This is a genomic window from Psychrobacter sp. Ps1 (assembly GCF_022129425.1).
Taxonomy (GTDB): domain Bacteria; phylum Pseudomonadota; class Gammaproteobacteria; order Pseudomonadales; family Moraxellaceae; genus Psychrobacter.
On record NZ_JADQAN010000001.1, the window covers coordinates 170,688 to 191,032 of the forward strand.

Here is a 20,345-nt window from a genome sequence, read left to right on the forward strand (position 1 = left end):
GTTTTTCATGAACTAAGAAATACCATACAATAACTAAGTATAAAAACTTATAATATCAATTATAAATACAATAAAATCAATAATTTGAATAACATAAGGCTATTGTTATGACAGAAGAAAAACGCCCGCTATTAATCACCACAGGTGAGCCTGCGGGTATTGGCATGGACGTAGTACTAGGACTAGCAACAGAGAGTAAGTTGCAAGACTTTGCTCGACCAATTTGGGTGACTGCTGATGCTAAAGCGATGCAAACTCGCGCGGAGGAATTGGTTGCAGCTAGCGTTCTCAAAAGCATACCTAGTTGGCATACTATCAATACAGATATAAATGCCGATAACGTCGATGTTAACTTGGTAGATCAGATATCGCAGCAAGATATAGACGCTGATAGTGCTTTCATCCTACTGGATATTCCTTGTGCCGCACCAGTTGTCTGCGGGCAAATCAATATCGCTAATTCAGCGATGGTGGCTCAGCAATTAGATATTGCTCATAAACTGGCAATAAATAATACAGTCGCTGCCATCGTCACTGGGCCATTGCAAAAATCAGCGTTGATAGATGCTGGTATCAAGCTATTAGATGGCACCATGTTTAGTGGTCATACTGAATTTTTTATGCAGCAAAGCGATCGTAAAAAAGTCGTCATGATGCTGGCCAATCAAGCGATGAAAGTCGCGCTTGTCACTACGCATTTACCATTAAAGGACATCCCTGCTGCGATTACTGCCGATAATGTACGCCAAACGGTACAAATTGTCATCGATGATATGCGAGAGAAGTTTGGTCTCACGCAGCCTCGCATCTTGGTTTGCGGCCTCAATCCACATGCAGGCGAGGGCGGGCATTTGGGGAGCGAGGAGATTGAGATTATCAATCCCGTGTTGCAAGAATTCATCGATGCAGGCGTCAATATATCAGAGGCGATGCCAGCGGATACGTTATTTACTACCAGACATTTAGCAAACTGTGATGCGGTCATTGCCATGTATCACGACCAAGGATTGCCAGTATTAAAATCGCACGGTTTTGGCGATACGGTCAATCTAACCTTAGGCTTGCCTTATATTCGTACTTCTGTCGATCATGGTACGGCGCTAGACTTGGCAGGAAGTGGCGGTGCGAGTGCGACTAGCTTATATCAAGCACTAAATATGGCTAATGAGATGGCGGATAAGTCACTTATCGATGTACCTGCTGTATAAATCAGTGCTTATAGATATTTTTCACATAGTACTTAATAATTTTAGTATCAGTAATGCCTATCTAAAAAGGCAGCCACTTAAGACGATTTAGTAAAGCTTTTATCGTGCATGAGGAACAGCATCTGTCTTAAACACAGGCTCGAAAGCCTAGGATCAGGACCCTAAGCTTGTCTGGTTACGGATACCGATTGGTTGATGAGCTCCATGGATCCGAACGAGGTTAAGAACGCGACATTGGACGCATCGGACCCAACACCGATGCGGGCCATTTTGTCGGCACCTGCCATGCCAGTCGGATCAATGAGGTGCCAGCTCCCTTCAAGATAGACCTCGGCCACGGCATGAAAGTCTTGTGGTGTCACATCGGGCGCATAAACGCTCACAAACCTAGCTGGTATCGACGACGCGCGCGCTAGTGTTACGAGAACATGCGCAAAGTCGCGGCATACGCCCTGACGTTGAGCAAAGCTGTCGAGCGCGGTGGTTTGTGCATGGCTCGATCCGGGTACATAGCTAAATGCCGACTCGATCCAGTCGCGCATCGCGGCAATCCGTGCGCCGCCAGCGAGATTGCCAAACTCGGCGTCTACGAAGGCATGGAACTGTTCTGACGGGCAATAGTGAGACGGCATTAAATGCCTGATCGTCTCTCCGGGCAAAAGATGCAGGGGCGTTTGGGACAGTGCCGATATGTCTAAGGCAGGACGGTCAACGGCGATTTCTGCGAGATAAGTGCAGCTAAAATCCCCTTCGGCATGAATCCAAATCCGCTCTCCTATGCCATCATCGGCGGTAACCCGTGAAAAATGCGCAACGTCTGATGTCCAAATCTCGGCTGACCGTACCCGTTGATCCGCAAGATCGGCAGCTTCAATCTGAAGCAAAAGATCCATTGGCTCTGAGAGTCGATAATGGAGGGTGACGTTAAGTTTCAGGATCATATGTGAGTTCCCTAAGGGTATTTATCTGGCGGGCTGACGATCGCGTAGGGCTAAACTGCCTCGACCATATCAGAGACTGGCTTACTTTACTGGAGTCAGACAGCAATGCCTGACAGGGTTAAATTATCATAATAGCGCTTTTCAAACCCAAAAGGTGAAACATAACCAATTGTGTTATGCAGTCGGGCTTTATTAAACCAGAGAAGTGTTAAAAATCGATTAATTATCGATTTAGTTTTACGCCGCGATTGTTATGATGACTTTATCTTTGGACTTGTTTCTGTCTGCTAGCGCTTGGTTTGACGCTGCCATTTAGCATAATCAGAGTTTATATTAAATGGATGTAGAGGTAAAAAGTTACCGGGTCGGTTACTCGAAAGCATGGCTCGTCTATCGATAATAATTATTCAAAAACACAGCCTAATTATGAGCTGTGGTATAATTTGTCATTATAAAGTCAGCGTATCGCTGCCATTACATTATCATCGCCCATTTATCTTTTATACATTAAGACTCTTTTATGTCCAAAACTTCATTTGATGCTCAAACTATTTCTAACAGCTTACGTGCTGCCAAACATCAGCCGCGTAAGCGCTTTGGCCAAAATTTCTTGCATGATACTAGCGTCATTCGCGAAATCGTCGAAAGTATTCGTCTAGAGCGCGATGACAATTTGATCGAGATTGGGCCTGGTATGGGCGCATTGACCGAGCCGTTATTGGCAGAAGTGGATGCAATGACAGTGGTGGAGCTAGATCGTGATTTGGCAGATAGCTTGCGTATTCGTATCGGTGCCAATAGCCATCCAAACTTTGAGATTATCAAAGACAATGCGATGCATGTGGACTACCGTGAGCTATATAGTGAAGAGCGCGGTAAGCTGCGCGTAGTGGGCAACCTACCGTATAACATCTCAACGCCTATCTTGTTTCATTTGCTTAGCTATGCCGATGTGATTCAAGATATGCATTTTATGTTGCAAAAAGAAGTGGTTGAGCGTATCACAGCTGATGTGGGCAGCAAGACTTATGGCCGCTTATCGGTCATCATGCAGTACCATTGTGATACAGATTATTTGCTGACCGTTCCTCGCGGTGCGTTTAATCCACCACCCAAGGTGACCAGTGCTGTCTTCCGCCTGACACCGCATATCAACAAACCAGTAGTCGCAAATGATGAAGAGCACTTTGCTATTGTCGTGCGTGAGACTTTCAATCATCGTCGCAAGACGCTACGTGCTATCTTCAAAAAATCAACGTTGCTACCGACATTGAGCGAAGACGATTTTGAGGCTTGTGGTATTGATCCGCAGGCACGGCCTGAGACATTAAGCGTCACAGACTTTGTGAACCTAAGCAATCATTCACAACAGCTAGACGTATAATGTATTTTTGATACATAAAAGCATGCTACTAACCGTCAATTATAATGGCGGTTTTTTATGCTTTATTTTTATGACTAGTACTTAAGTATTTATTTCTTATCGAGCTGTCTTTAACTATCGTATTTAAATCGTTGAGGTGTTATGAATTTTCGCCATCAGTATGTTATCGGTGACTTACAGGGTTGCTATGCTGCATATCTACAATTGCTAAAGACACTGGATTTCGATCCTGCCCAAGACAAGTTATGGTTTGCTGGTGATTTGGTAGCACGCGGCGAGGACTCATTGAACACGCTGCGTCATGTCAAAGTGTTGTGTGAGCAAGGCGCTGCGGCAACGGTATTGGGCAATCATGATCTTAATTTGATAGCAGTCTGGCGCGGGGCCGCCAAGCTTAAAAATAAAGACAAAACGGCACCTATCTTTGCTGCGGATGACTGTGATGAGTTGCTCGAATGGTTACGTAGGCAGCCGATATTAGCCTATCCTGATGAGCACACGGTGCTAGTACATGCAGGGATTCCACCGCATTGGAGTATTGAAGCCGCTGCAGGATACGCACAGCAATTAGAAGCTCAGCTGCAAAGTAATTTGAATCAGCTCGATCAATTGCTGCCGAATCTATATAGCAAAGAAGCGGATGAATGGCATGCAGGTATCGAAGGATTTACCAAGATGCGTGCAATTGCTAATTACTTTACGCGTATGCGCTTGTGTAAGCAGGACGGGTCACTTGAGTTTAGCTTTTCAGCAGGTTTAGATGAGGCTATGCCAACCGATTTTTTGCCTTGGTTTGAGTGGCAAGTACCGCGCACTCGTAAGATACTATTTGGACATTGGGCTGCGCTAAAAGGCGAAATTGATTTGCCACATGCGCGCGCACTCGACGGTGGCTGCGTGTGGGGTAATTATCTATTGGCTTATCGATTGGGTGACGGCAAGGTTTTTACTTCAAGCGCACAGTGCCCGAGTCCATAAAGAGGGTTATAAGCGTCTTAATATATAAGGCTAAATAAACAGTCTGTTATAAGTAGTTCCATTATACCAGTCTATTTTAAGTGGTATGTTAATGGGTTTGAGAGGTAAAATACCTGGTTCCCTTGGAGTATACTTGACCAATAACTTTCAACTAGTGAATCAAACACATGATTTTCAAAAAAACTAATTTAGTATTCCTCCTTTTTTCTACCGCTTTATTACCTCTTACGCTTACGAGCTGTCAGAAAATGCAAAATGAAGCCAAAAACGAAGCTTCTGAGGAGCAAATAGCTATTGAGGGAATAGAGACAGAAACTAAAGTTGAAGACGTACAGGGATTAGCCGAACAGGGCGATGCAGAAGCACAATTCGATTTGGGTTGGATGTATGATATAGGAGAGGGCGTTCATCAAGACTATGCCAAAGCTGCGCAGTGGTATATGAAGTCGGCTAATCAAGGTTTCCCTGAGGCGCAGTATAATCTTGGTGTAATGTATCGTGAAGGCGAAGGAGTCCCTCAAAATTATACTGAAGCAATCAAATGGTATACGAAAGCAGCCAATCAATGCTTTCCTGAAGCGGAGTATAACCTTGGCTTAATGTATATCCAAGGCAATGGCGTAGACCGAGACTTTTCACAAGCTCTTAAGTGGTATACAAAAGCCGCTAATCAAGGATATGTCATTGCACAAAATGACTTAGCCGCAATGTATTACGAAGGCAATGGTATAGAGCAAGACTTGTCGCAATCACTTAAGTGGTATACAAAAGCCGCTAATCAAGGATATGCTCCTGCACAAGCTAATTTAGGTGCAATATATTATCAGGGTAACGGCGTGACACAAGATTTTTCACAGGCTCTAAAATGGTTTGGAAAAGCAGCTGATCAAGAAAATGCTAATGCACAATATAATCTTGGAGTTATGTATTACATGGGTCACGGTGTAGGCCGAGACTTCTCTCAAGCCTTTAAGTGGTATACAAAAGCTGCTGATCAAGAATATGCTCCTGCTCAAAACAATCTTGGTACGATGTATCGCGATGGTGTAGGTGTCAATCAAGATAATGCTCAAGCAAAGAACTGGTTTGATAAGGCTTGTGAAAATGGGCAACAAGAAAGCTGTAATAACTTTAGGAATCTAAATCAAAATTAAGTCCGTTTGACCTCAAAAAATTAATATGATGTATACCGTGAAGTACACTACAGTTATTTAAACAACCCAAACTATTGCTATCATTAACCTACAGCTAAAGATTCAAGTCCTCACTAGGGAACCGAACCAGTGAAGGAACCTGATTGGTTCGGTGTAGGTATATTTTAAAATGAATCCTTCTAGCATTACCGTTTCTACTAGCACGATTAATGACTCCTCTTTCAGAGAAGATTAACATGAGTAATATGCAACGATTGAAATCAGCATTGTTAAATAAAAGTAACGGTAAATGGTATCAGCGCGATAAGCTATACACAGGCATTATCTTCTTTGATAAACCTGACCATCAACTTGAAGCTTATGAGGTCAAAAATGGAGAGATTATCAGGCCTTATGTATCACCCTGTCAGAGAGGACTATCTTCGCCTATCCAAATAGACTCGTCAGAGTTCTGTAATGAGATTGATGATATATATGGTTCTCGTGGAATACCACAACTCTATAAGAATAAGCTGTATCAAGGTATGTCTTATACCTTTGTAGAAGGTAGGTGCAACCTAGAGTTATATACTCACGAAGACGGCATATCCGAAAATCGAATTGACTGGAATACTCTTTCGTATGAACCAAAAGAATTTTTATTAAATTATTGCGATAATGGAGTGATGCACTCTTACGATGTACATTCAACTGAAATAAATTTCAATTATTATAGTTCTGTTTGCGGAGAAAACAATGATGAAAAGGTTGGCATAAGATACACTGAACCGTTGAACAGAATTAGCTATTTTGAAGTCGCAGGCAATACCTTAATCACAAAATCTTATATGGAAAGTCCTATATCTGTGCCTGACGTGTATAGAATATTGAGTAATTATAAGAGATTTATATTTGGCAAGTCTATACGATTAGATATAGATAAAAGCTTCATACAAGACTTATTCAATATATGGGTCAAAAATAACAGCTTTGAACATATTGAAAGCATGTCTCTTAATGGACTAGATGGCTTAGAGGATTTCGATTACTTTTTTAATAAACAAGTATTTGGAAAATTAAAAGAGGTTCGTTTAGATAAGATAACTTCAGCGAAGCAAATAAATCGACTCAAATACCACATGCCCGATACCAATATCGTAATACTGAATTATTAATTGTTTGAAGCACTAAAATTAAGTCATCTGTATTTTAAGGTAGTAATAAATTGATTTACCTAATTCTAGACGTACATTATAAAGAAGGCCAAGAAACCGACGCTGTTACAGCAACTGTTGCAGGTATCCGCTTCGAAGGCATTAAGCAATCACGTATTCTAAATGAATATACTGTAGAAGTTAATGACGTTGCGCCTTATGAGTCAGGGCAATTTTATAAAAGAGAAATGCCTTGCTTACTGGCTTTGATTAACCAGATTGACGAACCTTTTGATGTAATTATCATAGACGGCTATGTATTGCTGGATAGTGTTGGCAAAGCAGGATTAGGCAAATATCTGTATGATCACCTAGCTAATACAAAGCCCATCATCGGTATCGCTAAAAATCATTTTTATGACATTACAGAAGACTATGCCGTTTGGCGAGGGATAAGTAAGCGCCCTCTATATGTCACCAGTATTGGTATAAATATTACAACGGCGAAAAAGATGGTCAGTGAAATGGAAGGTGAACATCGAATACCTAAAATGGTCGCTGATGTAGATAAACTAGGCCGTGTCATAAGTTAGAACAGCTATACCTATTAAAAGAGTTTGGACTACAGCCAAACCCTAACTAGGGAACCGCTCTTCTTCCCATAACAGGTCTTATGACAAATAACTTTAATATCAACGATTGATCGAGCAAAAACCCACCGCAACTACCTATTTAACTAGGCAGCTTTGGTGGTTTTTTAGGTTTCGGTAAAGGTGTTTTTGCGTCACCAGTCTGCTTATCATCAGAGTCAGTATGGTGTGGCTCATCACTAACAACATCGTTATCAATCGCACTTATCGTTTTGGTGACCTTATCGTATTGGATGTCATCGGTATAAGGAACGCTGTTTAGTTCGTCATCGACTAAACCATCGTCCAAATCCATTACCTTTTCAGGAGAGCTATACGGCTGCGTATGCTCATCTGTCGGCTGCTTTTCATAGTTGATGTCGGTGTTGGTCTGGGAATGTTGAGCATCAGCATGTTTAGATTCAGGCAGTATCCTGACATCAGACAGACGCCTTACCACATAATTGCTTGGTATAGATTTGCCATTTTTTTGTGCGGAGGTATCATCAAATATCATGTGACCCTGACTATCAATACGCGCATATTTCATTGGCTTATCACGTGGCCAGAAAAAGTCAGACGGATGACTAATAATATGGCCAAACACCAGTTTTGTGAGGCGACTCCATTCGAAAAATCGAACTTCTTTAGAACGTAAGGCGACAAACAGTGCCAGTGAAAAGCTAACGATTAAGTTGACCAGACCAATAAGTGCCACACCAAGTATAGAAATCAGGATGAGGCTCCAACTGATGTCATCAGCAGATATATTGAATAGCCCGTGTGCCAAGTTTGCTGAAGCAAAGGCAATGTGACGGATATCAATTGGTAGGCCAAAGATATAGCCAATAGTCGCGGTACTACCTAAGAACACCCCGAATAAGAAGTTGCCCATGATAGCGCCCAAGTTGGCTTCTATAAAGCCGCCTAAACGCTGAAGCCATGAACTAGGCAATATGTATTTCAGTAATTTGTGACGTTGTATGCGCGCGCCTACGTTGTTATAAACTGCCAAGTTATCGTAGTAACCGGCAATCAAACCAGATAAGAACAGATAAACCCCAGCAATGGCAGCATGGGGCAGTGCTAATGAGTGAAATGGGTCAAGATCATGTAGCAAATGTCCTGCTTTTTCGGTGTCAATCATTGGCGCGCCAGTATATTGCAACCAAGCAAAAGAGATAATCAAAGCGACGGGTACGGCCAACATGACGTTACCCATGATAGCGATAAACTGGGTGCGCAAGATATCGACGACCAATTCTGATAGCTTGGTCAACTGATGTGATTTTTTACCAGAGCCTTCAGATATGGTAGAAGCGATTGCAGCTGCGGTCATGGCTGGCTGCTTGGTCGCGACTGTACCGCGAATAACATGAATAAATACGAAGCCCAACCCATAGATCATACTGTTGATGAACGCGCGACCCATGGGCGCGAGCGCTAAGTGATACGCCAGTATTTTTATGGTTGCCATAAATGCAATGACAAAGCCACCAATAGAGGCTTTTTTAAGCATCTTTTGATAGCCAGCTTTATCGGTACTAATATAATGCTCACCGACGCGGCTGGCATTCTCTGTGACTTTGCGAGAGAGCAGTTTGGTATTGTTATCAATCAAATAACCAATACTATAGCGCTGATTGGCCGTAGTGATGAGCGCCTGTATCAGTTCGATAACAGCGCGATCTCGCTTTTGATTATCGTCTGTGACCAGCTCAGTCAGAATCCGCATACGCTGCAAGCTTTGATCCAAACGCAGCATCATATTAGTCAAACGAATAGAGATACCAGTTTTATAAATCCGCTTGCGTACGGTAGCGACGATATCTTCGCACTGTTCAAGCATAACCAATAGGGGTGCGGGATCGACTGCTTGCTCGGGCGTAATGTCTGTCAAGGTATCAAGCTCATGTGCTTGACGGTATTGATTGACGAAGAGTACGGCTTCTTGATTTTGTGCAACAAAAGACGCGGAATAGTTCAGTATCTGCGGATAGGCCTCCATCAAATCAGGATGCAAGCCGATACCGCTGATGCGGTAAGACAAAATGATAATAGCATTTAAAATACTGTTTTTTGCGGTAGCGACTAGGTTTAAATGTTTCTCTTCTACGCGAACCAGCTCAACCAGTTTGTCCCATTTTTCCTTTTCAATATTGGCCAGCCAACGTTCATCAGAGCGCTTATTAAATAAGTAGCCCACCAGTTCAACGACAGAGTCATCTTGTGGCAATAATGGTAAAAACCGATGGCCAATCAAACGGCGTAAACTATTAAAGAATCCTTGGTCGGACATAATACCAGTATCGGTATACAGCGCAATTTGTCGATATTGGATAATCAGTTTTAGCACAAAACTAGACAACCCATCTCCATATTCTGGATGTTGATGTATGATGTCAATAAGGGATTGAATTTTTTCGTTGGCCAATGCAGGTTCTTTATCACTGACTCGCAGCTCATCAATCAAGCGTTTGAGTACCGCAGGATCTGGCACGTCGCTCAAGGCAGTAATCTGTTGTAAAATGCGTTTTAATTCTGACACGTCGCACCCTTTATCATGGTTGTTTCAATCGTTTTTATTATTTAAGTCGGTATAAGTGGTTGAGTAATGTTTACCAATCGTTCAATTGTAGTCGAGCGACATCTTGTCTTGCGTTATTTTAATCGGAACTGCCAATTGATATTGAATTATTTTGTTAGCAGTTATTTTGACAAAAAAAAGGACAGTAACACGACTGTCCTTTTAATCAAGGTATTTTAGGTTAGTTTTAAAGCTAACTTAGCTTGCAGGAACGTCGAAATAAGCAAGATCAAAGTTCATCATTGGGTCACTACCAGCTTTGACCATTTTTGTATGAGCATCGATACGCGGTAGGACACGGCCAACGAAATAGTCAGCAAGCTTGGCTTTATTGGTATAAAACTCGCCTTCTTTTCCATTAGCGGCTTCTACCATCAACGCAAACATGTATGAGTAAGCAAGGTAGCCAAACGCATGCATGTAGTCAACCGCACAGCCATTGATTTCGTTTTTGCGTTCACCGATGTTGTTAAGCACAGTGGTGGTTAACTCTTCAATGGTATCTGCTGCATTTAACGTAGCTTGTTTGATAGCGTGATCTGCTTGCATGTTGCTAACAAAGTCACGAATCTCACCCAAGAAGTGAGTGACGTACTTGCCGTTGTTACGAGCAACTTTACGACCTAGTAAGTCAAGCGCTTGAATACCGTTGGTACCTTCATAAATCTGTGCAATACGTGTATCACGAACGATCTGCTCCATACCCCATTCGCGGATATAGCCATGACCACCAAATACTTGCTGACAATCAACAGTGGCTTCTAGTGCTTTATCAGTCAGGAACGCTTTAGCAACCGGTGTCAGTAGGGCAACACGAGCCGCAGCTGCTTTGGCTGACTCAGGATCGGTACTAAACTTCTCTTCATCAAGGTTTTTGGCAACGTACATCGCAAAACAGCGAGACGCTTCAGTATTTACTTTAGCATTCAATAGCATACGACGGACGTCAGCATGATGAATAATAGCATCAGCAGGTTTTTCTGGGCTTTGTAGCTGGGTATCGCTACGGCCTTGACCGCGGTCATTGGCATATAATGCCGCATTTTGATAGGCAAGCTCAGAACCACCAAGGCCTTGCAAGCCCATAGTAACGCGCTCGTAGTTCATCATGATAAACATTGATGACAGACCAGTATTCTCTGCACCGACCATCCAGCCTTTGGCATTATCAAAGTTCATCACACAAGTCGCAGAGGCTTTGATACCCATTTTGTGTTCGATAGAGCCTACCGCTAATGTGTTGCGCTCGCCTAAGCTACCATCTGCATTGACCAAGAATTTTGGTACGACAAATAGTGAGATACCTTTTGAACCTTCTGGTGCATTAGGTGTTTTTGCCAATACCAAATGAATGATGTTGTCAGTAAGGTCATGCTCACCACCAGTGATAAAGATTTTGGTACCAGAGATATCATAGCTACCATCATCATTAGGCACGGCTTTGGTTTTGATAATACCCAAATCAGTACCAGCATGCGGCTCTGTCAAGCACATGGTGCCAGCCCATTCGCCGTTGTACATTTTTTCTAGATAAGTTTGCTTTTGCTCTTCAGAGCCAGCTGCATTTAAACAAAGCGTCGCACCGACTGTTAGGTTTGGATATAGGGCAAATGATTGGTTGGCAGTGAAAACCATCTCTTCGGTGAGCATGGTAACCATTTTAGGGAAGCCCTGACCGCCGTATTCAGCATTACCGCTTAACCCAACCCAGCCTGATTCAGCATATTGCTTGTAGGCTTCTTTGAATCCTGTCGGAGTCGTGACGACGCCATCACCTTCGAAAGTTGCGCCTTCTTCATCACCGCTACGGTTAATAGGAAGTAGAATGTTTTTTGACAGTTTTCCCATTTCTTCTAAAATCATATCGACAGTTTCCATGTCAACATGAGCCAAGTTTTCGTTGTTTTGCCAAAACTCTGGCGCCTTAAATACATCATTTAAGATAAAGCGCATGTCATTAAGAGGGGCATTATAAACAGCCATAAACATTCCTTTGGTTCAAATAATTAAAATTGAAGTTGTTAAGATTATCAACTGTTCTTTTGGTATAACCTTAGCGATTAATAATCAAAGTTTAACAAATAAGCTTGTGAGCGAGTGTATTTCTTCGTGAATTGTGCGTACACCAAAAGTTAGCAGCGGCTATTGAAGTGCTTATAGACACCTCACTGACAACTATAATGTGAGAAGGTAGATAGGTCGGTGCTTATAGATAGTTGCTACTGTTAAAACTATGTCGATAGTCGTCATAAGCATACGCAAAACAAAGCGGCAACACACCGAAGTATGTTGCCGCTCAGGATTACACGATTGCAAAGTTTAGCGCTTTAATTAAAAGGCAAACTGATCAACGTCCATGCTCATGTATGGCTCTACACCAGTGCTGATACGCTGTACGTGCGTAGTCGTACGTGGCAATAGCTTAGCAAAGTAGAACTGAGCTGTTTTAACTTTAGCGTCATAGAATGCTTTTTCGCCAGTACCGTTTGCGATAGCAGTCTGAGCAACCAGTGCCATACGTGCCCATAAGTAGGCTAGGGTGACATAACCACTGAAATACATATAGTCTACTGCAGCGCCGCCGACAGCATCTGGCGTTTCAGTTGCTTGCATGCCGATGCGTGCAGTCAAATCGCCCCATTCTTTAAGATGCTTGGCAAGTGGGCGGATGAACTGACCCATCTCGTCATTTTCTTTGTTTTCTTCACAGAATTCTTTGATAACGTTTACAAAGTTAGCAAGTAGCTTACCTTGTGAACCCAAGACTTTACGGCCTAACAAGTCAAGTGCTTGAATCTCTGTGGTACCTTCGTATAAGCAAGAGATGCGCGTATCACGTACGTTCTGCTCCATACCCCATTCGCTAACGAAACCATGACCACCATAAACCTGAATACCATGGTTAGCAGCTTCTAAACCTGTTTCAGTCAAGAACGCTTTAGCAATTGGTGTCAGTAGTGATAACATTTGATCAGCAAACTTCAACGCTTCGCCTTCGCCTTTTGCGACGGTATCTGCAAAGTGTGAGAGATAATACACTAGCGCACGACCACCTTCAGCAAAGGCTTTTTCCGTCAATAGCATGTTACGAACCGCTGGATGTACAATGATAGGATCAGCGGCTTTCTCTGGTGCTTTCGTACCTGATAAAGAGCGCATCGCTAAGCGGTCTTTTGCATAAGTCAATGAACCTTGGAACGCATACTCTGCTGCAGTCAAACCTTGCACAGCAGTACCGATACGTGCCACGTTCATGAAGGTGAACATACACTGTAGGCCACGGTTTTCAGGTCCAATCAAGTAACCCGTTGCGCCATCGAAGTTCATGACACAAGTTGCAGAAGCTTTGATACCCATTTTGTGTTCGATAGAGCCACAAACGACATTGTTGCTTTCGCCAACGCTACCATCTGCGTTGACCGTCATTTTTGGGACAATAAACAATGAGATACCTTTGGTGCCAGCAGGTGCGCCTGGTAGACGAGCCAAAACAATGTGGATAATGTTATCAGTTAGGTCATGCTCACCTGCAGAGATAAAAATCTTTTGACCCGTGATGCTATAGCTACCATCTTCTTTAGGCTCAGCTTTGGTACGGATAATACCCAAGTCAGAACCCGCATGCGCTTCAGTAAGACACATGGTGCCTGACCATTCGCCAGTGACCATTTTTTCTAAATAGGTTTGTTTTTGCTCGTCAGTACCATGATGCTCGATGGTTTGGATAGCACCATGTGATAGGCCAGGGTACATAGAAAATGACCAGTTAGCCGTACCAACCATTTCATTGATGACAGTAGATAATGAGAACGGCATGTTTTGACCGCCAAAATCTTCTTCAGCAGATAAAGCAGGGAAGCCAAGCTCACAATACGCGTCATAAGCTTCTTTAAAGCCTTTTGGCGTGGTGACCTTACCATTATCAAACTTACAGCCTTCAGCATCACCGCTTTGGTTCAATGGTGACAGTTCGTTTTCAGCAAAGCTTGCAGCCATTTCAAATAGGCTGTCCATTAGCTCACGGTCAGCTTCTTGGAACGCAGGCAGAGTTTTGTAGTGGCTTTCACTATCGAGTAGTTCATGCATAACGAATTGGATATCACGTAAGGGCGCTTTGTATTGCATAACTTCCTGTCCTTTTTGGAATGTAACCGATCATAGCCAATAATGAGCATATGGTCGCACTATCCTCTAGTGCGTTATTCTTACCTAGCCAATCTGAAAATCTAAATAAAGGATAAACAGTAAAGCAGGTCAACCATGCTATCGATTACATAAAATAGTGTTGAAAAGAGTGGTGATTGTCAGAGTCAATGAGAGATTAAATATGCTCTAACAAATTCACTATAAAAGATAGGCTTTCATAGGTGATTATACAAGTTTGGTGACAGGACTGATAAGTCATGAACCTATCTTGCATCGGTTATGCAATCGACGTTAGACGCTAGGAAACAGCAGCATTAAGCATATGAAAACTCTAACGTTACTAAGACAGATAGTCCTTTATATGATTAGTATTAACATGAAAAAATGACAGCCAAAAAAATAGCGTTCGCCATAAAGACAAACGCATTAGTATAAATTACAACACTATTTGGTAGAACCGAGCATGTAAATTATTTCACAGATATAAACGTGATAAATCGTAATAATTATCCAAAATGTTCGTATGCTAGGAGTCTGAACATAGTAGCTTATGGTTAATAAGTTATAAGTTATAGCGAATAGCTTAGCGTTTACTCAGAACCGTTTTGTTTAATCAGCATCTCAGTGGCGACATCAGCAGCCACGGGTTTGCTAAACCAATAGCCCTGACCAATTTTGCAACCCATATCTAACAACACATCACGCTGCTGCTCAGTTTCGATACCTTCAGCAACGACTTGCATGTCTAAAGCGACTGCTAAGTCTAAAATGGCTTTTACAATCGCGTGCTGGGTACGATCGGTTTCAATATTGGAGATAAAGCTCTTATCGATCTTGATAAAATCAAATGGGTATTCTTGTAAGTAGCTCAATGATGCATAACCAGTACCGAAATCATCTAGCGCTAGACGCACGCCAAGCTCTCTAAGCGAGTTAAGCTGTTTTTTTACATTATCATGACGCTGAATCAAAGACGACTCGGTCACTTCGATATGCAACTGATGGGCATCGACACCATTCTCTGTCAGTAGTGTGCTCACCATATCAAAGAAGTCAGGGTGGCTAAATTCCGCGGCATCAGCGTTGATACAGACGTGTTGATGAAACCCTTGCTGTTGCCAAAGGGAGAGTTGTTTGACGATTTTAATAGCCAGTTGCGAAAATAAATCAAAGGAGAGCTTGTGCGCGATAATGGCATTGATAAAATGAACGGGCTTGAGTAATCCGCGAGTAGGGTGCTGCCAACGTACCAATGCTTCAAAACCTGTGATAGCCCCAGTCTCTAATGAGAACTTTGGCTGATAATAAGGAACGAACTGGCCTTCAAGGGTAGCAGTCCTAAGCTCAGACTCTAGCTCTAAGCTACCAGCGGTGGCGCTTTCAATTACCTCGTCGTACCAGCGAATATCATCGCCACCATGCTGCTTGACATAGTCCAATGCTTTTTCTGCTTTGGTCAATAAACCGGTTACTTCGTTATCGTCTTTTGGAAAACAGCTGACACCCACAGAAATATGGTAATAGATATTTGCATCTGTTGCATGGCTCTTATCAGTAGAAAAGGGACGCTCACACATTTGCATGAGTGTATCTAATTGATGACGTACCATATTGGCATCTTTAACTTCAAATAATAGCGCAAAATCATCACCACCAAAGTGAGAAAAAGAGCGTAAATTATGCAGCTTGAGCTTTTCGACTTCTTCTACAAAGTTTTTTATTAAGTCATTGGCACCATCAGGCCCTAGTAGGCTGGCAAGATTGCGATAACGATCAATATTTAAGCGTACAAGGACAACCTCTTGATAACTATCCAATAGCATGTCACTTGTTTGACTCAAAAATACCTTGCGGTTAGGGAGACCTGTGAGCTGATCATAGTTGAGTAAATGGGCGACCTGTTTTTGATCTTTAATAACTGCAGACATATCACGCAGCATACCAATATGATAAGCCATTTGATCTATATAAATTCTGCGATAAGTAATATGACAGTCAATATTCTGTCCATAACGGTTGGCCATCGAAAAATCAAGTTCATAAAAACCATGTTCGTTTAAGTTTTTCTTGATATCTTTTAGAATTACTTGCTCTGCTTCTGATAAAAATTCAGCAGCATATATACCAAGTGGACGACCGATTAAAAACTCTTCTTTGTAGCCAATCAAAAGCTCATAGCTAGGATTGACAGATAAATAACGTAGATTTTCGTCTAGTATAAATATGGCATCTTCAATTCTCTCACACAGTTCGGTCATTAACCGTTGCTTAATCGATGCTGGGATAGTGTCAAAATCGCTCATAATAATGGCTCACAAAATAATGGCTTATAAAATAATGGCTTATAAAAATAAATATGGTGATTCAACTTCTCAACATTGAGCTAAGATCACTTTTAAGTCTACAAAATATAAAACAAAAGTTCTACTTTTAAATTTATTAATGATAATGACTATTATTATTGGTTATCGTTTCCAGCTATACAAGGCGGATATAGTAGACAAAGCAACCACTGGTGCGGTCTCAGTGCGTAACACTCTTGTACCAATTTGCCACGGTATAAAGCCAACATTATTTGCTTGTTTACACTCATCACTACTTAAACCTCCTTCAGGTCCAATCAGTAGTTTAATATAAGGAGTTTGTTTTTTAAGCACATCAGGTAGAGCACTAGGCATGGCAGGTTGTCCTGCTGCTGGTACGCTCATTTGCATACATAAATCTGCAAGACCGTCTAATATCTGGTAATAAGGATCTTGACTAAGCACAGAAACGACAGGGCTGACAGTCATCTCATTATGAGTAGAGTCAGTGTTGGTATTGCTTAGCCATTGGGTAATGGATTGTGGTGCAAAAATGAGAGGCGGACGATTAAGTCCGCACTGTTCGCAAGCTGCGATCGCCACTTGTTGCCAATGCAACAGTTTCTTCTCAATTTGTGCAGGTTTTAATGTAACTTCTCCGTGGTGGCTACTGAGTAACTGAATGGCAGTCACGCCAAGTTCGGTCGCCTTTTGTATCGCATAGTCCATACGTTCGCCTCGGCTCATTACTAAGCCGATTTGAGTGATAGTAGGTGCCGTACGATCATCGTCTATATGAGCAAGTAAAGTAGCAGTGGCGTTTTTTTTACTAATAGCCTGTAGTTGTACTGTATATTCGCCGCCAAATCCATCGAACAAAATCCCTTGATCACCAATATTGGCTCGTAGTACACGGCACCAGTGATGAACAATACTATCGGGTAATTCGACATTGCTACCTATCGGTAACTCACCCAATTTAGGTAGTGCTGAGGCATCAGCGTTGTCGTTGCTAACGGCATAAAAAAAACGTCGCACGTGGTCTTATTCCTATTATTTGATTGAGTATAGTTATTATTAGATCTATAGAATATCACTTGAGACAATTAATGACATTTGTTTTATGAGAATTTTTCTTAATAAAGATAATTATTTTTAGAGCAGCATTATTACACAGTGAAGAAATTTTTAAAAATCAAATAAGATAAAGTGTATGAATAAAACGGTAAAGGGCTATTGGTCAAAATTTTGACAATAAAAAACTGGCGCTCCTAAAAGCGCCAGTCATTAATAATGTCTTCAGGAATGATTAAAGGATATTCTAGGATGCTTACAAGTTTAAGCAGTCAATCCCAATGCTTCTACCAAGCGTTTGTTTGGCTCAACTTTGTTCATGCTATAAAAATGCATGGCAGGTACGCCCTCGGCAATCAAGCGTTCACACAAGCGATAAACCACATCAAAGCCAAACTCACGAATAGCCTTACGGTCATCACCAAAATCCGTCAGCTGTTTACGTACATAGCGCGGAATATCAGCGCCACAGCTATCAGCAAAACGCAAGAGATTGCTTGAATTGGTAATTGGCATGATACCAGCGACCAAAGGCTGAGCTACTGTATCAATACCGCGTTTCTCTAACTTATCACGCAAGTACAGATAGCTGTCAGCGTTGTAGAAAAACTGGGTAATCGACGCATTGGCACCAGCTTGGTATTTATTTACCAGATTATCGATATCAAACTCAAAGCTACGCGCTTGTGGGTGCATCTCAGGGTAGGAAGCCACTTCGATATGGAAGTGATCACCTGAATGCTCACGAATGTACTTTACCAAATCTACCGCAAATGGTAGCTCACCCATGCCCACCTGACCTGATGGCAAGTCGCCGCGTAGCGCTACTAAGCGTCTAATACCTAAAGTCTTATAATACTCGAGCAATTCAGCGATTTCACTTTTGTCATCGCCAATACAAGACATGTGCGGCGCGATTTCAGTGGTACCACGCGCACTTAGTGCCTGTACGATATCTAAGGTGCGGCTACGGGTTGAACCGCCCGCACCATACGTTACCGAAAAATAAGCTGGTGACAACTTATTAAGCTCATCATAAGTGCTGAGAAGCTTTTCGTGACCTTGCTCGGTCTTTGCAGGAAAGAACTCAAAGGAGAAAGCAGGCTTACTCACAGTCAGGCTCCTTTTAGTATTTATAAGCATCAGGCTTGAATGGACCTTCAACTGGCACACCCAAATACTCAGCTTGCTTTTGGGTCAGCTTAGTTAGCGTACCGTTAAAGCCTGCAACCATCGCAGCGGCTACTTCTTCGTCTAACTTTTTAGGCAATACTTTTACGTATAGGTTGTCAGTACGTTGGTCAGCTGGCAAGTCAGCGAATTTTTCTTCGAACAGATACATTTGAGCCAATACTTGGTTGGCAAATGAGCCGTCCATCACGCGTGATGGGTGACCAGTTGCGTTACCTAGGTTTACTAGGCGACCTTCAGCAAGCAAGATCAAATAATCGTTCTCATCGTCTGAGCGGAAGATTTGATGAACTTGTGGCTTGATCTCAACCCAGCGCCAGTTATCACGCATAAACTGAGTGTCGATTTCGGTATCAAAGTGACCGATGTTACATACCACAGCACCAGGCTTAAGAGCTGCTAGCATATGTCTATCACAAACATGGTAGTTACCAGTGGTCGTGACGATCATGTCAGTGTCTTCAAGCAAGCGTTTGTTGATGTTGTCTGCGCCGCCAGTGTTGTCACCATCGATGTATGGTGATAAGACTTCAAAACCGTCCATACATGCCTGCATAGCACAGATAGGATCGACTTCTGATACACGTACAATCATGCCTTCTTGACGTAAGCTTTGTGTAGAGCCTTTACCTACATCGCCATAACCGATAACCAAAGCGCGGCGACCAGCAAGGAACATATCGGTAGCGCGTTTGATAGCATCGTTTAAGCTATGACGGCAACCGTATTTGTTATCGTTTTTAGACTTGGTAACCGCATCGTTGACGTTGATGGCTGGTACTTTAAGTGTACCTTTACCAAGCATTTCAACCAAGCGATGAACGCCAGTGGTGGTCTCTTCTGAGATACCATGGATGTTATCAAGCAGCTCTGCATAATCGTTGTGAATTAAAGCAGTTAAGTCACCGCCGTCATCTAAGATTAAGTTAGCATCCCAAAGTTGGCCTGATGCTTCGCCGCCAACATGGACTTGCTGACGTAGGCACCATTCATACTCTTCTTCTGTTTCGCCTTTCCAAGCATAAACAGAGATACCAGCAGCAGCAATTGCAGCAGCAGCATGGTCTTGAGTTGAGAAGATGTTACATGATGTCCAGCGTACTTCAGCACCTAGCGCGACTAGTGTCTCGATAAGGACCGCAGTCTGAATAGTCATGTGGATACAGCCAGCGATTTTCGCGCCTTTCAGCGGCTGGTCGGCTTCGTAGCGACGACGCAAGCCCATTAGGGCAGGCATTTCGGCTTCAGCAAGGGTGATTTCACGGCGGCCGTAATCAGCAAGGCTAATGTCAGCGACTTTATAGTCGGTGAAAGAGGGATCGATCGTATGGGCAGATGGGGTGTTAGACACTGCGTCCATAATATGCTCCTATCAGTGGTTAACGAATGATAAAAAGAATAAAAACGCAGGTGCCGTTGTTTGCGCTGTTCATAACCAAAAATGGCAATGAACAGTTAACCGAGCCTAACATAACAAATGATTTGCAAAGCAATTTAGCTCAAATGCAGTTATCAATAATTATGGCGCAACACCTCTCGGAGGTCGTTATTGTAATAGATGAATCAGTGATTGTCACCTATTGACTGAGATAAATAGCTGATGCCTTAGACAAACAA

The 20,345-nt window shown here is 42.5% G+C and carries 14 protein-coding genes; 6 read left to right on the top strand and 8 right to left on the bottom strand.

Features of this window, described 5'->3' with window-relative positions:
• Window positions 1-107 precede the first annotated feature (107 nt).
• Entirely contained in the window at window positions 108-1,208 is a 1,101-nt protein-coding gene (gene pdxA, locus I3249_RS00735; RefSeq protein ID WP_238068049.1) for a 4-hydroxythreonine-4-phosphate dehydrogenase PdxA, read from the top strand.
• 161 nt (window positions 1,209-1,369) lie between these two features.
• Here the strand turns inward: pdxA and I3249_RS00740 are convergent, their stop codons facing one another.
• Window positions 1,370-2,149 (bottom strand): transglutaminase family protein, encoded by a 780-nt coding sequence (locus tag I3249_RS00740; protein ID WP_238068050.1) that lies wholly within the window; start codon window positions 2,147-2,149, stop codon window positions 1,370-1,372.
• Window positions 2,150-2,669: 520 nt separating this feature from the next.
• On the opposite strand from I3249_RS00740, the gene rsmA reads away from it, so the two are divergent.
• The 5 genes from rsmA (at window position 2,670) to I3249_RS00765 (ending at window position 7,391) form a co-directional block, all read left to right on the top strand.
• Window positions 2,670-3,533, top strand: coding sequence for a 16S rRNA (adenine(1518)-N(6)/adenine(1519)-N(6))-dimethyltransferase RsmA (rsmA, locus tag I3249_RS00745; RefSeq protein WP_102091795.1), 864 nt, complete (start codon window positions 2,670-2,672; stop codon window positions 3,531-3,533).
• Between the two features lie 141 nt (window positions 3,534-3,674).
• The gene (locus I3249_RS00750; RefSeq protein WP_238068051.1) at window positions 3,675-4,511 is read left to right on the top strand and encodes a symmetrical bis(5'-nucleosyl)-tetraphosphatase; all 837 of its coding nucleotides are present in this window, start codon (window positions 3,675-3,677) and stop codon (window positions 4,509-4,511) included.
• 248 nt (window positions 4,512-4,759) lie between these two features.
• Window positions 4,760-5,665, top strand: a complete 906-nt coding sequence (locus tag I3249_RS00755; RefSeq protein ID WP_238068052.1) for a tetratricopeptide repeat protein — start codon at window positions 4,760-4,762, stop codon at window positions 5,663-5,665.
• 236 nt (window positions 5,666-5,901) lie between these two features.
• Entirely contained in the window at window positions 5,902-6,819 is a 918-nt protein-coding gene (locus I3249_RS00760) for a hypothetical protein (RefSeq protein WP_238068053.1), read from the top strand.
• A gap of 50 nt (window positions 6,820-6,869) precedes the next feature.
• Window positions 6,870-7,391, top strand: coding sequence for an endonuclease V (locus tag I3249_RS00765; protein ID WP_238068054.1), 522 nt, complete (start codon window positions 6,870-6,872; stop codon window positions 7,389-7,391).
• A 139-nt stretch (window positions 7,392-7,530) separates the two neighbouring features.
• On the opposite strand, the gene I3249_RS00770 is transcribed toward I3249_RS00765, so the two are convergent.
• The 7 genes from I3249_RS00770 to ahcY all read right to left on the bottom strand — a co-directional run bounded on the left by I3249_RS00770 (window position 7,531) and on the right by ahcY (window position 20,088).
• Complete coding sequence (locus tag I3249_RS00770; protein ID WP_238068055.1) at window positions 7,531-9,975, bottom strand: site-specific recombinase; 2,445 nt, start codon at window positions 9,973-9,975, stop codon at window positions 7,531-7,533.
• 237 nt (window positions 9,976-10,212) lie between these two features.
• Window positions 10,213-11,997: an acyl-CoA dehydrogenase C-terminal domain-containing protein gene (locus I3249_RS00775; protein ID WP_238068056.1), complete on the bottom strand. Its 1,785-nt coding sequence runs from the start codon at window positions 11,995-11,997 to the stop codon at window positions 10,213-10,215.
• Window positions 11,998-12,345: 348 nt separating this feature from the next.
• Window positions 12,346-14,139: an acyl-CoA dehydrogenase C-terminal domain-containing protein gene (locus tag I3249_RS00780; RefSeq protein ID WP_238068057.1), complete on the bottom strand. Its 1,794-nt coding sequence runs from the start codon at window positions 14,137-14,139 to the stop codon at window positions 12,346-12,348.
• Window positions 14,140-14,750: 611 nt separating this feature from the next.
• Window positions 14,751-16,463: a GGDEF domain-containing phosphodiesterase gene (locus I3249_RS00785; RefSeq protein ID WP_238068058.1), complete on the bottom strand. Its 1,713-nt coding sequence runs from the start codon at window positions 16,461-16,463 to the stop codon at window positions 14,751-14,753.
• Between the two features lie 162 nt (window positions 16,464-16,625).
• Window positions 16,626-17,501, bottom strand: coding sequence for a 16S rRNA (uracil(1498)-N(3))-methyltransferase (locus I3249_RS00790; RefSeq protein WP_201579460.1), 876 nt, complete (start codon window positions 17,499-17,501; stop codon window positions 16,626-16,628).
• Between the two features lie 300 nt (window positions 17,502-17,801).
• The gene (metF, locus tag I3249_RS00795; RefSeq protein ID WP_166739256.1) at window positions 17,802-18,680 is read right to left on the bottom strand and encodes a methylenetetrahydrofolate reductase [NAD(P)H]; all 879 of its coding nucleotides are present in this window, start codon (window positions 18,678-18,680) and stop codon (window positions 17,802-17,804) included.
• Complete coding sequence (gene ahcY / locus I3249_RS00800) at window positions 18,664-20,088, bottom strand: adenosylhomocysteinase (protein WP_238068059.1); 1,425 nt, start codon at window positions 20,086-20,088, stop codon at window positions 18,664-18,666. Before ahcY ends, metF begins: the two co-directional genes overlap by 17 nt.
• Between the last annotated feature and the right edge of the window lie 257 nt (window positions 20,089-20,345).

What these genes read in the sequence shown, in the direction of transcription:
- I3249_RS00740 (WP_238068050.1), bottom strand. Translation starts at nt 2,149, where the DNA reads ATGATCCTGAAACTTAACGTCACCCTCCATTATCGACTCTCAGAGCCA.
- I3249_RS00775 (WP_238068056.1), bottom strand. Translation starts at nt 11,997, where the DNA reads ATGGCTGTTTATAATGCCCCTCTTAATGACATGCGCTTTATCTTAAAT.
- pdxA (WP_238068049.1), top strand. Translation starts at nt 108, where the DNA reads ATGACAGAAGAAAAACGCCCGCTATTAATCACCACAGGTGAGCCTGCG.
- I3249_RS00750 (WP_238068051.1), top strand. Translation starts at nt 3,675, where the DNA reads ATGAATTTTCGCCATCAGTATGTTATCGGTGACTTACAGGGTTGCTAT.
- ahcY (WP_238068059.1), bottom strand. Translation starts at nt 20,088, where the DNA reads ATGGACGCAGTGTCTAACACCCCATCTGCCCATACGATCGATCCCTCT.
- metF (WP_166739256.1), bottom strand. Translation starts at nt 18,680, where the DNA reads ATGCTTATAAATACTAAAAGGAGCCTGACTGTGAGTAAGCCTGCTTTC.
- I3249_RS00780 (WP_238068057.1), bottom strand. Translation starts at nt 14,139, where the DNA reads ATGCAATACAAAGCGCCCTTACGTGATATCCAATTCGTTATGCATGAA.
- I3249_RS00755 (WP_238068052.1), top strand. Translation starts at nt 4,760, where the DNA reads ATGCAAAATGAAGCCAAAAACGAAGCTTCTGAGGAGCAAATAGCTATT.
- rsmA (WP_102091795.1), top strand. Translation starts at nt 2,670, where the DNA reads ATGTCCAAAACTTCATTTGATGCTCAAACTATTTCTAACAGCTTACGT.
- I3249_RS00785 (WP_238068058.1), bottom strand. Translation starts at nt 16,463, where the DNA reads ATGAGCGATTTTGACACTATCCCAGCATCGATTAAGCAACGGTTAATG.
- I3249_RS00760 (WP_238068053.1), top strand. Translation starts at nt 5,902, where the DNA reads ATGAGTAATATGCAACGATTGAAATCAGCATTGTTAAATAAAAGTAAC.